Here is a 15559-nt window from a genome sequence, read left to right on the forward strand (position 1 = left end):
TCGTCTTTTCCTTCAGCAGCATCACCCGTTACACTAGCTTGACTTGGTGTGTAACCAGTAATTTTGGGAGAATTAATAACTGGGTTAGCGTTATCGGCTGGCTTCCAGTCACCCCAAGTAATTGAACCAGTTTTTTCGTTCTTAGTCCCCGTTCTAGTAAATGGAACGGTAACAACTTGATCCTTTGCCATGGTCTTCCCATTAGCATCAACATAGTGAACGGTCACGGTCCCTTTACCACTATTATCAGTTACTGTTGTTAGGGTGTCACTGTAGATAACGGTATGAACATCATCTTTACCTTCAGTGGCATGACCAGTAACCGTTGGCTGATCAGGAGTCATATTAGGAACCTCTGGTGAAGTGATTACTTGATTAGCATTGCCAACTGGTTCCCAGTCGCCCCAAGTGATGTTACCAGTCTCATTATCTCTAGTACCAGTTCTAGTAAATGGAACGCTGACTTGCTTATCTGGTGAAACAGTGTTGCCGTTAGCATCCTTGTAGTGAACGGTAATGGTACCTTGACCACTATTATCAGTCACTTGACTGGTAGCGGGGCCATAAGGGACCTTAGTGTCTGAACCGGGATCCGTAATTGGGTATGGATAGGTCCCATCTGGACCTGGTTTTAATGGTTGACTTGGATCATGGGGGTCCATTGGAATCATGCCAGGAATATTGGGTAATTGAGGTTGTTGTGCTTTAGTAGGATCGTCTGGTTGCGTTTCGTATGGAACATCATGGGATCCGTTGTCAATTGGATTGCCATTGGAATCAACTGGAACTAATTTTCCCAGTTGAGCAACTTGATAATCGATCTTACGAGTTTGTGGAACATAAATTGGGGTAAGAACCACAACTCCATATCCAGGAATATCCCATGAATACTGTTTAGTTGTTGGGTCATAGTTATAACTAGCATCAATATGGTAGGTCGTCTGACCATCACTACCAGGAACGAGGTTTCCGTCTTTATCCGTTAATTGAACACTCATTCCACCATGATCATCAGTTTCAGTATAGGTTACCTCGTAACCTTGTTTCAGATGTGAAACCCACTTAGTCCCAACTACACCAAAACTTGAAATGGTTCCTGTAGCATTTGATGGCTCGGTAGAAATGTAATAAGTGGTGGGAATTTCTGGTGGCATGCCGGTAATATCATATGACTGACCCGCCATTCCAGTGAACTGATGGGTAGCCATGACTTCGCCAGTGTCCTTATTTGTCCACGTAACTGTCGAAGTAACTTTATCTGGAGTATAGGAATTCATAGCTCCAAGATTGGCATCCACTCCGGCTGGGTTATTATAGAACCAGTTTTTTCTGAAAACATACTGTTCAGGATTATCGCCTTCAAATCCCATCGAACTATAGTTATTGCTCCATCTTTTATACTGTATTCCATTAATATAATCGGAGTTATCTACTTCGCCGTCTTGATTAAGAACATAGGTTTTAAGAAGGTTCCCGTCAGCATCAATTTCATTTACATAGACAACTCCGTCACCAGTACGATCAGTTGACCAAACAATCCACTTTACTTTGTTAGTATTGGCAGCATTTTTCACAGTGACAAAACCATACGTAAAGTGATCGGAGTTTGGATCAACCCAAGGAACACCATAAGACTTGTAGTCTGGATCACTAACAGTGATCTTAAATGGTTCAGCAGCAAGATCAGTAGTGGCATTCTTTAGCTGATTCTGGGGATCATTGGTGGCTAAGGCTGCCGCAGTTTGCTTCATGGCTGCTGCTTGATCATCAGTCTTTTGGTTGGCAGCTACCACAGCGTCTTGCTTATTTGCTGTGTTATCACTTGTAGCTGCCTCCTGGTCAGACTTTTGATCAGCTGATGGGTCTTTTAAGGCATCAGCTTCCTTGTTTGCCACATCATCATTTTTAGTGGCATCAGCTTTTTTATCAGAAGACTGGTCCTGTGATACATCATTCTTCTGACTTGAAGCATCGTCACTCTTATTGGCGTCTTGGTCAGTTGCTTGGTCTTTTGCTGAATCGGCCTTTTGATTGGTAGTGTTGTCATTTTTAGTGGCATCAGCATCAGCGTCAGCTTGCTTATCTGATGTGGTGTCATTGTTTTTTGTTATGTTTTGATCAGAGTTTGTTGAATCGGTTTTTTGACTGGTTGCGTCATCACTTTTAGTGGTGCTTTGATCGGTTGTCTGATTTTGTGATGAATCGGTTTGCTTAGCTGAAGTGTCATCATTCTTAGTTGTGTCTTGAGCAGCAGTAACATTTTGGTTACTTGCTGTGTCATCACTCTTGGTGACGTTCTGTTCAGCTGCCGGATCATTGGTAGTCTGATTTTGCGGTACTGTTACTTGCTTATCAGACGAATCACTATTTTGTGAATTCATCTGAGCGTTGCTAGTAACGTCCGCTTTCACATTATGTTGGTTAGACATAAGGATTCCGCCTGAAATCCCAGCTGAAAACATCGTGACTGTAATTGCACTGAACAGCCATCGTTTACCAGCTTTATACATCTTATAATGTGTTTTGCTATCACGATTGAACATATAAGTAAAAACCTGCCCTTCTAATTTCAAATTAATCTATACTTACCGGCTAACTAAGCCTGAAGCAATTATTGCACAAATCGAAATTGAATTGAACACAATTGTATTTTATACAATGTGTGTAAAATACTGTCATAATAAGCTTTTATTTAGTTTAAAGTCATGTGTCTGGTCCCAAATAATACTCATTATGTGTAAATAATCACCAAAAAATGTAATATTTTTGTAACATTAATACTATATATTTAAAAGCAGTAGCAAAACTCACTTTCAATCTAAGAAGTAAGTTAAAAAGTACATAAGTACTTTTGTTTCATGGAAATCACAACTAGCACCCACGTAACTAGTAGATCAGCTAATCAAATTAATTCCATTAGAACAAGTATGTGAAACCTTTAAAAAAATTTAATTTGTTATGTACGATCGAGTCCAAAAATAAGAATACTTCTTGTGATGTACATAAAAACTGATTTATAAAGTTTACATCGGTACTCATGCAGGAAACTATAAAGGATATCATATTATAATTGCTATAATACAATTCACATTCAATGGTCGCTTAATGTGTAAAAAGCCTTAATTATCCAAAAGAGTTAAAACAACTCTCGCTAGTGAGTAACTCTCTTAGAATGATTTATATCAAAATTCTGGAGAAAAATATGGCAACCAATGTAACCAAGGACTTAATCGCAAACGAATTTCTAATTCAAGCTAGTCACAAAAGCATCTTTGATATCAACGTGAAATCACTAACAGACTCGGCTGGCGTATCAAGAAAGTCCTTTTATAATAATTTCGAAAGCATTGATGATTTAATCACTTACATTCAAACCACATTATGCAATCAAATTGACGAAGAATTTAATAAGGAAAGTGATCCAGACGACACCTACGTCAATAATTTGATTAATTGCCTACCGGAGCTTGTGTATAAGTATCGCGATCAGATTCGTGTCCTACTCAAACCAAGCCTCAAGGGGATTTTCATGGCTTTTTTACTGAAAAAGTATAAAAGTAACATTATGAACAACTCACCCAACTTTCACGTTAAACAAAAGATTCCCAAAAATATGATTATGAATCTGCAGGCTCAGGCCTTTTTCTTTATTTTGGAGATGTGGATTACCAGTCCAGTCCCAGAGGCACCCCAATCTTTTGAAAAGAAACTTCGCGAGTATTTTCAAGACAACTGATATTATCAACTCACGACACAAAAATACCGTGTCGTTATTAGATTAATAACGACACGGTATTTTATTTTGAACTATTTAATTAATTTACCGGACACAATCAACCGTTTGGTTTCACCCGGATTCCCAGAAGCACACGTGACTAGCGTGATTTCTTTTTGGTTGCCATTATCATTAATCACCGAGATGTCATCTTCAGAGACAATCTTCTTGCTGGTAATCTTGTAGGTATACTTCTTACTAGGATTGGAAAGGTAGATTTTCTGTCCGACCTTTGCTTTTGATAGCGGCGAAAACAACACGTTTGGGTCCTTCATGTGATGACCCGCCAGGACGTAGTTTTTCTCCCCCATCTTTTCGTCCATCTTCATCGTTCCGGCTCCAATCGTTAGATCATCGTCGTTTAGCCCCTTAAAGATGGGTAAATCAATGTTTAAGTCTGGAATCTTGATGCGGCCAATTGCGGGCGACTGCTTGGCCTTTTGACTCTTCATAATGGCGTTCTCGTCGACCGCCTTCACGTTACTAAAATCATAATCGCCCTTACGTTGATTACCACGCTTAGCCTCCTGCTTGGTGATACTGTTAGCCTTCTGTCCGCCTTGGTATCCAACCCACCATGAAGTAATCTGAGAATTAAAGACCAGACCAAGCCCGACAACGACCAGGACCACAATTAGAAGGTTCAAAAAAAATTTTTTCATTTTCCTACCGCCATTTCGTAAACGTACTCCACTACTACATACGCTTATTCTACCTTATTTCTATTTAAAATCTAAAGTTTCGAACTGGCTTTGATAATTCTTATAATATTCTCGGTGGTACGTTCGATGTTTTCGGGTCCCTTTTTAAGGGCCTCTTCCATTGACGTCACTCCGCCTAAGATGTCAATCACCGACGACACTCCAGCATCGTACAGGTCACTAATTCCTTCACCGATGTGACCCGTCTCAACGAAGACCGGTTTATGGTATTTCTTGGCTAATTTGGCGACCCCAAAGGGTACCTTACCGAACTTGGTCTGGGCGTCAATGCTGCCCTCACCAGTGATAACACAGTCGGCGTGCTTAATCTTTTCTTCTAGTCCGACCGTCTGTTCCACAATCTCAATGCCAGGTCGCAATTTGGCTTTTAAAAAGACCATCAGTCCGGCACCAACACCACCAGCGGCACCGCTGCCAGGAACGCTGGTAACGTCCATCCCTAATTTATCGTTAATCACGTGCGCATAACTTCTTAAATTATTGTCCAGTTGCACGACCTGACTGGAATTGGCACCTTTTTGGGGACCGAACACCGGCGCCGCACCGTTCTTTCCAACCAGTGGGTTAGTTACGTCTGATGCCACCACAAACTCGGTCTCGGCGATCCGATGATCGAGTCCCGCCACCGAAATGTCGGAGATGCGACCGATTGAGGATCCGTTTGGAATAATGACCTTTCCGTTTTCGTCCATGAACTTAACTCCAAGGGCCGTTGCCATCCCGGCTCCACCGTCAACAGTCGCACTGCCACCGATTCCGATGATGATTTTTTGGGCGCCAAAATCCAAGGCGGCTCTAATCAACTCACCAGTCCCAAGCGTGGTCGTGACCATCGGATTACGACGGTTTTCAGGAATTAACTCCAGTCCACTGGCCTTCGCCATCTCGATGACCGCGGTCTTGCCGTCACCGAGCATTCCAAAGAATGAATCCACCTTCTGACCAGGAATCGGACCATCAACCGTGACGTCAATCTTCCTTCCGTGAGTGGCATCAACCAGCGTGTCAACGGTCCCTTCGCCACCATCAGCCATTGGAACTTTATCGATGTGGGCCGACGGATCAACGTTGATAATGCCCGCCGCCATCGCGCCTGCCACTTGTTTGGCTGACATACTGTCCTTAAATGAATCTGGCGCTAAAACAAACCGTAAACTCATGCTCTTCCTCCTTTCGAACTTGTTCATCCATTAAACCGATTATAACGCACAAAAAAAGCACTTCATATACAATGAAGCGCTTTTCTGAGCTCATAATTTACTTGGTAGCTGGGACCACCGGTGCCTGGTAGATCGGATATTTCTTAATTTCCACGTAACGAGCACAAACCGGTGTGTTGTACAAGTTCACGCCGTCCTTTTGAAACATCTCGAGTTTGGCGATGCGGGCCATGGCATTCTTGACCACTTCTTCACCCAGAGTACTTGAAGCGTAACTCAACTTAATGGTCTTGACCTTGTTTTGATCTGATTTAAAAACTAATTCTAAATTCCTCATGTTCATCCTCCTAATTATTCAGCATCCAAAGTATCAGTGGAACTCAACGTTGCCTTTTTAAATGAGTCACCGGATAATTCCGCTAAAATCACACCGAACTGCTTGATTTGGTCCTCTGAAACGTTTTGCACCAGGTTGTTAAAGGTGTGTTTGGCGTCAGCGTGACCCTCTCCTGCAAGTGTGTATGTTGCACTAGTCTTCATCCAATTTCTTTTCATTTTTTTCATCCTCTTCAGTTTATTTTGTTAAGGCAGTTGGCCAACCCCTTACACCTACTAGAAACGAATCAACTAGTCAATGTGTTACCTAGATTGACTTTTTTGATAATGTGCCTGCGCCACTGGTAGAGGGTCTTCCGTGAAACGTGAAGTTCTTTCGCAATTGCCGTCATCGACTGGCCGCGATACCGTCGTATCACCAGCTGGCGCTCCCTTTCGTTCAATCGGTTCAGGACTTCTTCAAACATGATGCGCGTTTCGACATCTTCGCCGCCATCGGAAATAACATCCAGGTCGGTACTATTTTCAACGTCAATTCTGGAGCTCTGCCTAGTTTCCTTCTTTAATAAATCCAAGATGTGCCAGTAAACTCCCTGATAGATAAAGTTTAACCGACTTTTTTCGTCGGTCGGATCACCCGGATAGCGCTGATACGCACTCACAAATGCCAGTCGTCCTTCTGACACCAAGTCTTGATATTGGTCGTGAAATGGTCTGATTCCTAAACGCTTCAGTACGCCAAAAATCACAACCTCGTGGTCGCCTGCCATTAAGAAACGAAACGCTGCTTGCTCGTTATTCATAAAATTGAATCTCCCTATAGTAGTTTGATCCAAAGGCCTTTGTATCAGGAACTAGCATAAGGTGGGATGAGAATCAGCGCCATCCCGGCAAATGGCGGAATTTTGCCGTCAAAAAAGACGCTAGCTAGGCTAACGTCAAGACATCAAATTTAAAGGTGGAATCCATTTTCCAACTCATAGAGATTAATTTAAAAAAGAGCCATTAATAACTGGCAGAACGCTGCCAAAATCAGCGCTAGTAAAATCGCAAAACTACTCTTGACGGAAAGAATGAACGTCCGTTTTTTGTCCTGAACATGGACAAACTTACGCACATGCTGATAAATTACAGGAATCGTGAACAATACCAGTAACGTACTAACCGGAAGTAGCCGCAACCAGACGGTTACAATCACCATGACATAGGTCACAACATAATTACCAGTAAAAACCACTAACGACCACTTTTTCCCGATGAAAGATGCTAGGGTATGACGGTTTAACTGGATGTCTTCTTTTACGTCACAGAGGTTATTGGCAAGCATGATACTAGCAAGCGGAAACAGAGCGAGTGTGGACACCAAAAGGCCATTTAAAAACAGTTGCCAACTAAATTGTGATACCGGCACGTTTACCATGATGACGGTGTAAGTAATCCCCACTCCCATCGTTAGCGAACATGCCATTTCACCAAAGGGCGTGTGAGAGATGGGCAGTGGTCCGCTAGCATACAAATAACTAATAATAAAGCCAATTACACCAATCACTAGTAACCACATCGTAGTCGCAATGAGCAAATAAATGCCCAAGATGGCCGTTAGAAACGCAAAGAGCATGGTCGTAATCACTGCCGCCTTAAATGAAATCTTGTTGACCCCTAGTGAATTAGTCTGCTCCCGAAACTTCTTGGCTGCTTTTTTCGAAGTCTTAAAGGCGGAGTGATAATCAGCCAGATTATCCAACGAGTTGGCCATCAACTGGATTAAAAGACACGCTAGTAACAAAATAATAGAATTAAAAACGTCGACTTCCCCGTAATCATAGCTGACAAACATTAATCCCAATAAAAAGGGAATCACGGTTGACACAAGTGAACTCGGTTCCGTTAGGGCAATTAATTTATGAATATTCATTTTAACCTCCGGCTGGATTCGTTAAAGAATCCCGCAAAAATTAATTGATTAAGAAAAGATGTAACATAGTGAATTTAGTAACAAATATTAACTATTTAATAAAAATAGCTTTTGCTTTGCCAAATCATCTTTTCTAATAAATACTATTATAATAGCACTTTGTAACCATATTTACATAAAACATTTCAGCTCCACTTCATGTTAATTTATAAACAATATGTTAGACTTTCACGGTCTAATCCTGCTATATTGAGTGGCACAGAAAGGAGGAATACCATGAAGCTAAACGAGCTAAGAGACGCCCAGTACGTGATCGATCTCGTCTTGATGTATCAGGATGCCTATATCAAGAAACAACAAAAAGAAAGCCTGTACTCATCGCTACCAGTATGCGAACTTAACGATCATGAAATCATCCGCTTAAATCCATACAACGTCACCCCAAACTTTAAAGACAAACGCTCAATTTGGGACTTTGTGCCAAATCACAGTCAACTAAACAAAACTGATGATAACTTCCAGGTCCAAACCGACCAAGTCAAAGACCGTGATGAGGCCAACCGACTAGGATTTATCCGCAACCAATTCTTCAAACAGAAGTGTTACAACGGGGTCAACACCATCGGTGACGAATTCTCAGGAAACATTACCACTGTCTCAGACGACGAGAGCCAGTTCCACGACCTAATCGACAACCCAATCATGTTAGTAGAGTATGCGCTCAGTTTTATCTCCGCGCTTAATCTTTCCAAACTTGAAAACGCCATTGACGACAACGTTGCCTATCACGTCGAACACTACGATTTAGGTCAGGTCTTTAACTTTGAGATTTTTGCCGATGACGACGATTTTAAAATCATTAGTTTTCAATAATTTAATTTTGTAATCACAATTTAATTTCCAGAGACTAGCGCCTACAGACGGGCACTAGTCTTTTTCTTACGGTTCATAGTACCTCATTATGAACTAAAAGTACGTTTAATTTTCTTTTAAAATAATGTATTATTTTTACATATGATCTCAATTAATAATTGGTTCCTGTTAGTATCTTAGATGAATAAATTATTGCGGAGTCTGGTAACTTTTAACAACGGGAGTTCGATTCTTCCCTCTGCACTTAACTACTTATTATGTTTAAATTTTAAAAGTTTAATTACGATCTTTAATATATATGATTTGTACATTCCTCTGGCGGGGCTTTTATAAATAGAAATCATACATAGGTAGTTAATTCCAAAGAGAACTAATCGGAAAGGGACCTTTGATTAATACTTACTTATTAATCAAACCAATTTTCTTATTTTTTCTCTTACCTTAGTCATGGTAGGTCAGCGATGGCTTCGATAATCTGGGTTCGATTCCCAGACTGACCATATTTAACAAAACAATTATCTTAAAAGGAGTATACTTAGAATGTTCTAAAAATTTAGGAGTAGGACCTTGCGCGTTAAGTGTCGGCGGAACGGAATGTGAACGCTGAACGAAAAACTAACAGTTTGCGGTGCTTGGTCCGCATTCGCCACTTTAATTTATGCCAATTTTGGTGGCAGCTCCACTAAGGAGATGTCAGTATGAAGAAAGAATTAGAACATTGGGGGATGCTCCCCCTAAGCACCAAGGGATTAACCTATCTAGCGGTTTTGATGGCCATCAAGATTGTACTAGGTAAGATTCAGTTTCAGACTAGTTATCTGGAGATTGGATTTGGCTTTATTGCCGCTGTATTTATCGCATGGTGGTTTGGCCCGTTCTGGGCCTCCATCTCGGCAGTGATTTTAGATATTCTGCAATCATTTATTAATGGGTACGGCTTTTTCATTGGTTACACTTTTACCGCCGTGTTAGCCGCCCTGATATATAGTTTTGCTTTTTATCACCACCAAAAAATTGGTTGGGTGCGCTTGACGATCACGATGGTAATTATCACGTTAGTGATTAACGTCTTTTTCAACACCCTTTGGATCTCAATCATGTCCAACACCTCGTTTTTCTATTACCTGCCAATCCGGATTGTCAAAAACATCATCGCAACCCCGATTCAGATCGTAATCCTGTACGTGTTAATGAATAATAGAGTCATTCAGCATATGAAACCAAACGTTTTTAAAAGTAAATAATTAATTGGTTAATAAGGACCCTCAAAGTTAAAAATTTTGGGAGTCCTTTTTAGATTCTAAAAAAGCCACTATCAAATGATAGTGGCTTAAAATTTATCTATTTTTATTTAACGCGGTGTTTTAAATCACGAAGAGCCAAAGCTAAAGCAGAACCAATGAAGCCTAGTCCAATGAGTTCTAAGAAAGTAGAAGTCTTTTGTCCGGTTTGTGGCAAAACGTGCTTGTTTTTCTTAACGATCTTTTGGTTGGATTGATTAGTTGCTTGAGAAGCTTGCTCACCTTGGGGCTTCATAGTCATTTGATGACCAGCATTAGTACTTGAAGTCTGGTTCTGATGACTTGTTGAAGTAGAAGTGGTGGATTGCTTGCCACTGTTATTAGGTTCATTAGTGTTATTCATTGGTTGATTAGGAGCAGTCGGTCGCTGACCTTCGTTGCCAGGAACTGATGGGGTTTGATCCGAAGGCTTTGAAACGTTGTCATCATGATTGTCTGGAGTTACTGATGATCCACCGTTATCTGACGGTTGATTTGGAGTAACTTGACTACCACCGTTCTCATTTCCACCTTGGTTGTCTGGTGTACTTGGGTTTTCACCATTGCCACTGTTGTTTCCACCATTATTATCAGGATTTTCTGGATTAGATGGTTGGTTACCACTACCGTTGTCTCCGGGTTGGTCAGGGTTGGTAGCGTTCTTAGCCAAAACCGTTACAGGTACGTAGAACGTCTTGCCGTTTGAGGCAGAAATCGCTACTTGATACTGACCTGGCACTTGGTTATTAACTTTCGAAGTATCAATCTTAGTAATTGTTGCCGGGGTTCCATCTTCATTCGTGGCAGTGGCACCATAAGCTGCGGCGTCGGTTGGAACGTTGTCACCAGCATAGATGGTAATTCCATGAGCGGTAATGTTGGCCTGGTTAGCTAAAACCGTCACTGGAACAAAGAAAGTTTTGCCATTGGAAGCACTGATGGCAACCTGATATTGTCCAGGAACCTGATTGTTAACTTTCGAAGTATCAATCTTGGTAATCTTTGCGGATGTACCGTCTTCGTTAGTTGCACTGGCACCATAAGCAGCTGGGTCGGTTGGGACGTTATCGCCAGCATAGATGGAAATACCGTGGGCAGTGATGTTAGCTTGATTTACTAAAACCGTTACGGGAACAAAGAAGGTTTTGCCGTTAGATGCAGAAATTGCAACTTGATACTGTCCGGGCACTTGATTATTAACTTTGGAAGTATCGATTTTAGTAATGGTAGCTTTGGTGCCATCTTCATTGGTGGCGCTTGCACCATAAGCAGCTGGGTCGGTTGGGACGTTATCGCCAGCATAGATGGAAATACCATGGGCAGTGATGTTAGCTTGATTTGCTAAAACAGTGACCGGAACAAAGAATGTCTTGCCGTTTGAAGCAGAAATCGCTACTTGATATTGACCTGGTACTTGGTTATTAACTTTCGAAGTATTAATCTTAGTAATCGTTGCCTTTGTCCCATCTTCGTTAGTTGCACTGGCACCATAAGCCGCTGCATCGGTTGGAACGTCGTCACCGGCATAAATTGAAATTCCATGAGCAATGATGTTAGCTTGGTTTGCTAAGACAGTGACCGTAACCGTCATGCTTTGACCATTGGAGGCCGTGATGGTTACTGGGTATTTCCCAGGAACTTGATTATTAACTTTGGAAGTATCGATTTTAGTAATCGTTGCCTTAGTGCCGTCTTCATTGGTAGCACCAGCGTTATAAGCCGCAGCATCAGTTGGAACAGCGTCACCAGCGTAAATCGTAGTTCCTTGAGCATGAATTGAAGATTCATCTTTAACTGAATTACCCCAAATCCATGTTCCGGGATGAGCTTCACCGTTGGTTAATTCATCTGATGACAAGGCGTTCTGACCGGGAATTACGTGGCCATTGGCGTCGACTTGAACCCAACCAGCGTATTGACTAGGAACAGCTGGCAAATGGGAATCCAACAAACCAGTTTCATCGCCCAACTTGAGCTCACTTAAACTTTTATCGTTTGCCAGCATGTCAGTCGTGTTAGTGGTCTGGGTATCAAAGTTAGAAAGGTCCAAACTTTTAAGGTTAGAGCAGTTGGCAAACATGTTACTCATCGATGTCACGTTACTAGTGTCCCAATTGTGAAGGTCTAATTGGGTTAGAGCATCATCATACTGAAACATAAAGTCCATGTTTTTCACGTTACTGGTATCCCACTTGGTAATTCCACTTAGGTCCGTGATGCTTTGATCACCGTTAAACATGTAACTCATGTCAGTTGCTTTACTAGTATTTAAGTTTGAAAGACCTTTAATGTTGAAGCCGTCAGTTAAAACACCGGTTCCGCAGAACATATAGGACATGTTAGTAACATTTTGCGTATTAAAATTACTTACATCCAAATTTTCTAGTCGATAATTTGATTGGAACATACTCTGCATATTTTGAGCACTACTGGTATTTAACTTGTCTAGACCAACAATCTCAATTAATGATTGGTCATTATTAAACATGTTCATAAAATTCGTAACGTGTGAAGTATCAATACCACCAAGATTGACGTACTGAAGTTGACTACCATATAGATTGTCTGTATGTGCATCAGTAAAGAGAAGTGCTCCAATGTTGGTCACCTTACTGGTATCTAGTCCAGTTAAATCAATTGATTTCAAAGAGTGATTGTCCAAAAACATGTTACTCATATTCGTACAATTCGACATATCAAGATTAAAGAGATTTTTATAATCTTGAACACTACTCCATCTGGCAAAGAGACCGTTGGTATCATCAACAATTACCTTGGAATTAAAGACAACGTGTTGAACGTTATAGTAGTTATTACTCAACCAATTATCATAGGAAAATTCATTACCTAAGTCTCCACCGTCATTAAATGAGAGTGTTCTAGTTTGGGCATCATAAACATACTTAGCAGAACCCCAGGTTCCCTGTTGCGTCTGGTCAGCTAATTGAACGTTTTTGACTGGTTGAGCGTTAAATTGAACAGCTTGGTTATTTTGAACGTTGTTAGCAACTGAATTAGCTTGATCATCAATCTTTTCAACTGGTTTTGGTTCTGGATTCGTTGGAGCAACTGCCGCTTTATTTTGGTCCACCTGTGGTTGGTCGGACTTTACCGGGTTAGTTTGCTTCTTCACACCCTGGTTATCAGCGTTTTGATTGGTAGCTTTTTGACCAGTTACTTGTGATTTGTCAGGCTGAGCGTTTGAAGCATCAGTCGTTTGATTATTAATTTGGGCCTGGTTCTGTTTAGCAGGCTGAACAGTTGATTGACCATCATTTTGCTGGTCATTTGGTTGAGCGACTGCTGATTGATCGTTACCATTTTGGTCTTGCACTGATGGAGTAACGGTGTCATTTTGAGTCGTTTGTGATTCTGCTTGCGCATTAGTTGCTGCAGGTTGACTTGATTGGTCATCTGGCTGCTGCTCGTTAGCAGTCGGTGCTTTATCAACCTGAGTTTGATTATTAGTTGTCGTTGGGTCAGCTTTAGTAGCATTTACAGGAACTGCGCTACCTGCTGCTTGTGCATCGGTTTTCACATTATTTGTAGCCGGTTGAGCGGTGGTATCAGCACTTACTCCGACGGCTAAACCAGACACGGTAGCAAAGGTCACCAGCCCAGCGACCATCCACCGCTTTCCAGCTTTATACATTTTGAAATGTTTCTTTGGATTACTTAACATAAAAACTCCTCCCACTCCATTTAAAAACACGCTTTGTGAAGTAATAATAATTACAATCACGGCCGTTAAGGTCCATTGCCAATCAAGTAATTAATTAATACTTCACAAGAATAACGTGGTTTGAACAAAATTCACGAAGTATTTTATGAACAATTTATTAAAAATTAAAATAATAGACGGAACAATTCGTAGAGTGGCAATAATTTGAGTACATTATCACAATTTAGATGGTTTTAAAATATATGTTACATAATATAATATTTGTAACTTTTAGTGTTGCTTGTAGGTAATTTGTGAAAAATAATTATGTGATTTCTATAATAATTTAATAATCATTATTCGATTATAATCGCCGTCTGGTGTGCAATTTCTCTGATTATAATTTTTATTCCATGATAAAAATTGATGTATCACAACATTATTAGCAATTCAAATATGAGAACAAAAACAAAAAGAGTTCACTATCATTTTTGGTAGTGAACCCTTTTGAAGTTGTTATAAACGATCCTAAGGACTGGTAAAATAAATATATACTATGTGATGGGTGATGTGAACGTGACTAAACCAATTATCAGAAATACCTACGATGCAATGATTATCTTGTTAGCAATAATTTCCATTGTGCTGACCGTTCTTCAGTTCTTAAATAAGCTTAATCTTGACGCTGAACCATACGTGGCTATTGACGATGCCATCTGGCTGATTTTCACCGTCGACTACTTCGGTGGTCTCTTGCTTGCCAAACCAAAATGGCGGTACATAAAAACTCATCTGTTTGATTTACTCGCAATCATTCCGTTTGGGTACGGCTTATCCTTCTTCAAAATCTCTCGGGTAACCCGATTAACCCGCATCTTCCGACTTTTCAGAGTCGCGGGTGTCCTTGGCAAATTCAAAGAACGAATCGAACGGTTTCTTAAAACCAACGGCTTTATTTATCTATTACTCATATGTACGATTATTATCTTGCTGTCAGCCAGCTTCTACTCCATCGTCGAAAACACGTCGCTCACTAACTCGATCTGGTGGGCAATTGCGACCACCACGACCGTTGGTTACGGTGATATTAGTCCTAAGACCGAGATTGGGAAGGGAATTGCCGTGGTTTTGATGTTAGTGGGCATTAGTTTTGTAGGGATGCTGACGAGTACCCTCACTACCTTCTTTTCCAAGGAAACAGACCACGGACCCGTTTCAGAAGCAGACGAGATTCGCAAATTCAAAAAGTTAATGGACGATGACATTATTACTAGAGAAGAGTTTGAACGGAAAAAACGAGAATTGTTGAGAAGGTAGCACATTTTTATCATCAAAAATAAATTAATTTATCATTATATACAATGAAATAGAAAAAGTGTTTTAAATACTTCCATACTAGTGTATTGTAATAAATGTAGTAAGGAGGTGATGACTATGGCCTCTAAAAACAACAAAAGACTTAGATTAACGGCATTTGAAATCAGCTTCAAATTGCTTTCTCTAAGTCTCACATTTGTTTTTAAATGGTAATTCATTTAGGGAGCGATTTGCGCTCGCTCCTTACTACATTTTTAGTATAACACACTATCATCAATTACATATGGGAGGTATGACATGAAAACGAGAGAATGGAAAATTGGAAAGCACATAACCATCACGATGACACCACATCGGCCAACGTATAAAGACTGGCTTGGATTAGTCTTAATCGCCTTCATCATCGCTTTGATTATTTGGTGGCTCGTTTAACTTCAACCTGAATATGATTAAACCAGCGCTTTACGCGCTGGTTTTTATTTATTGAAATAAAATCAACTCACGTAATTATCATTTTTTA

At 40.6% G+C, this 15559-nt stretch carries 13 protein-coding genes and 1 riboswitch; of the genes, 5 read left to right on the plus strand and 8 right to left on the minus strand.

Features of this window, described 5'->3' with window-relative positions; translation table 11 throughout:
- The coding region (locus AC6UDF_RS05930) for a mucin-binding protein (protein WP_500694585.1) at positions 1–2510 on the minus strand (2510 nt) is incomplete at its 3' end.
- 692 nt (positions 2511–3202) lie between these two features.
- Here AC6UDF_RS05930 and AC6UDF_RS05935 point away from each other — a divergent pair.
- Positions 3203–3736 carry a hypothetical protein gene (locus AC6UDF_RS05935; RefSeq protein WP_500694586.1) on the plus strand — a complete coding sequence of 178 codons (534 nt, stop codon included), beginning with the start codon at positions 3203–3205 and terminating at the stop codon, positions 3734–3736.
- Positions 3737–3807: 71 nt separating this feature from the next.
- On the opposite strand, the gene AC6UDF_RS05940 is transcribed toward AC6UDF_RS05935, so the two are convergent.
- The 6 genes from AC6UDF_RS05940 to AC6UDF_RS05965 all read right to left on the minus strand — a co-directional run bounded on the left by AC6UDF_RS05940 (position 3808) and on the right by AC6UDF_RS05965 (position 7908).
- Positions 3808–4437 (minus strand): class A sortase, encoded by a 630-nt coding sequence (locus tag AC6UDF_RS05940; RefSeq protein WP_500724028.1) that lies wholly within the window; start codon positions 4435–4437, stop codon positions 3808–3810.
- Positions 4438–4508: 71 nt separating this feature from the next.
- Positions 4509–5657, minus strand: a complete 1149-nt coding sequence (locus AC6UDF_RS05945) for a glycerate kinase (RefSeq protein WP_500724030.1) — start codon at positions 5655–5657, stop codon at positions 4509–4511.
- A gap of 97 nt (positions 5658–5754) precedes the next feature.
- Complete coding sequence (locus AC6UDF_RS05950) at positions 5755–5994, minus strand: DUF2922 domain-containing protein (RefSeq protein WP_500724032.1); 240 nt, start codon at positions 5992–5994, stop codon at positions 5755–5757.
- 14 nt (positions 5995–6008) lie between these two features.
- Positions 6009–6212 carry a DUF1659 domain-containing protein gene (locus tag AC6UDF_RS05955; RefSeq protein WP_500694590.1) on the minus strand — a complete coding sequence of 68 codons (204 nt, stop codon included), beginning with the start codon at positions 6210–6212 and terminating at the stop codon, positions 6009–6011.
- Between the two features lie 68 nt (positions 6213–6280).
- On the minus strand, positions 6281–6796 hold the full coding sequence (locus AC6UDF_RS05960) for a sigma-70 family RNA polymerase sigma factor (RefSeq protein WP_500694591.1): 516 nt from the start codon (positions 6794–6796) through the stop codon (positions 6281–6283).
- Between the two features lie 188 nt (positions 6797–6984).
- Positions 6985–7908, minus strand: a complete 924-nt coding sequence (locus tag AC6UDF_RS05965; protein WP_500724034.1) for a prenyltransferase — start codon at positions 7906–7908, stop codon at positions 6985–6987.
- 276 nt (positions 7909–8184) lie between these two features.
- On the opposite strand from AC6UDF_RS05965, the gene AC6UDF_RS05970 reads away from it, so the two are divergent.
- Positions 8185–8781 (plus strand): hypothetical protein, encoded by a 597-nt coding sequence (locus AC6UDF_RS05970; RefSeq protein ID WP_500694593.1) that lies wholly within the window; start codon positions 8185–8187, stop codon positions 8779–8781.
- Between the two features lie 553 nt (positions 8782–9334).
- Positions 9335–9432, plus strand: a riboswitch (THF riboswitch).
- A 47-nt stretch (positions 9433–9479) separates the two neighbouring features.
- Positions 9480–10025, plus strand: coding sequence for a folate family ECF transporter S component (locus AC6UDF_RS05975; protein WP_500694594.1), 546 nt, complete (start codon positions 9480–9482; stop codon positions 10023–10025).
- 103 nt (positions 10026–10128) lie between these two features.
- Here AC6UDF_RS05975 and AC6UDF_RS05980 read toward each other — a convergent pair whose 3' ends face one another.
- Complete coding sequence (locus tag AC6UDF_RS05980; protein ID WP_500724036.1) at positions 10129–13743, minus strand: BspA family leucine-rich repeat surface protein; 3615 nt, start codon at positions 13741–13743, stop codon at positions 10129–10131.
- 555 nt (positions 13744–14298) lie between these two features.
- Between AC6UDF_RS05980 and AC6UDF_RS05985 the strand changes: the two genes are divergently transcribed.
- On the plus strand, positions 14299–15039 hold the full coding sequence (locus AC6UDF_RS05985; protein ID WP_500724038.1) for an ion channel: 741 nt from the start codon (positions 14299–14301) through the stop codon (positions 15037–15039).
- Between the two features lie 297 nt (positions 15040–15336).
- Complete coding sequence (locus AC6UDF_RS05990) at positions 15337–15471, plus strand: hypothetical protein (protein WP_500724040.1); 135 nt, start codon at positions 15337–15339, stop codon at positions 15469–15471.
- The last annotated feature ends 88 nt before the right edge of the window (positions 15472–15559 follow it).

The organism is Fructilactobacillus sp. X2R6C1 (assembly GCF_059901295.1).

Coding starts and splice junctions, on each gene's coding strand:
- AC6UDF_RS05945 (WP_500724030.1), bottom strand. CDS start 5,657: ATGAGTTTACGGTTTGTTTTAGCGCCAGATTCATTTAAGGACAGTATG.
- AC6UDF_RS05960 (WP_500694591.1), bottom strand. CDS start 6,796: ATGAATAACGAGCAAGCAGCGTTTCGTTTCTTAATGGCAGGCGACCAC.
- AC6UDF_RS05980 (WP_500724036.1), bottom strand. CDS start 13,743: ATGTTAAGTAATCCAAAGAAACATTTCAAAATGTATAAAGCTGGAAAG.
- AC6UDF_RS05970 (WP_500694593.1), top strand. CDS start 8,185: ATGAAGCTAAACGAGCTAAGAGACGCCCAGTACGTGATCGATCTCGTC.
- AC6UDF_RS05975 (WP_500694594.1), top strand. CDS start 9,480: ATGAAGAAAGAATTAGAACATTGGGGGATGCTCCCCCTAAGCACCAAG.
- AC6UDF_RS05955 (WP_500694590.1), bottom strand. CDS start 6,212: ATGAAAAGAAATTGGATGAAGACTAGTGCAACATACACACTTGCAGGA.
- AC6UDF_RS05950 (WP_500724032.1), bottom strand. CDS start 5,994: ATGAGGAATTTAGAATTAGTTTTTAAATCAGATCAAAACAAGGTCAAG.
- AC6UDF_RS05940 (WP_500724028.1), bottom strand. CDS start 4,437: ATGAAAAAATTTTTTTTGAACCTTCTAATTGTGGTCCTGGTCGTTGTC.
- AC6UDF_RS05990 (WP_500724040.1), top strand. CDS start 15,337: ATGAAAACGAGAGAATGGAAAATTGGAAAGCACATAACCATCACGATG.
- AC6UDF_RS05935 (WP_500694586.1), top strand. CDS start 3,203: ATGGCAACCAATGTAACCAAGGACTTAATCGCAAACGAATTTCTAATT.
- AC6UDF_RS05965 (WP_500724034.1), bottom strand. CDS start 7,908: ATGAATATTCATAAATTAATTGCCCTAACGGAACCGAGTTCACTTGTG.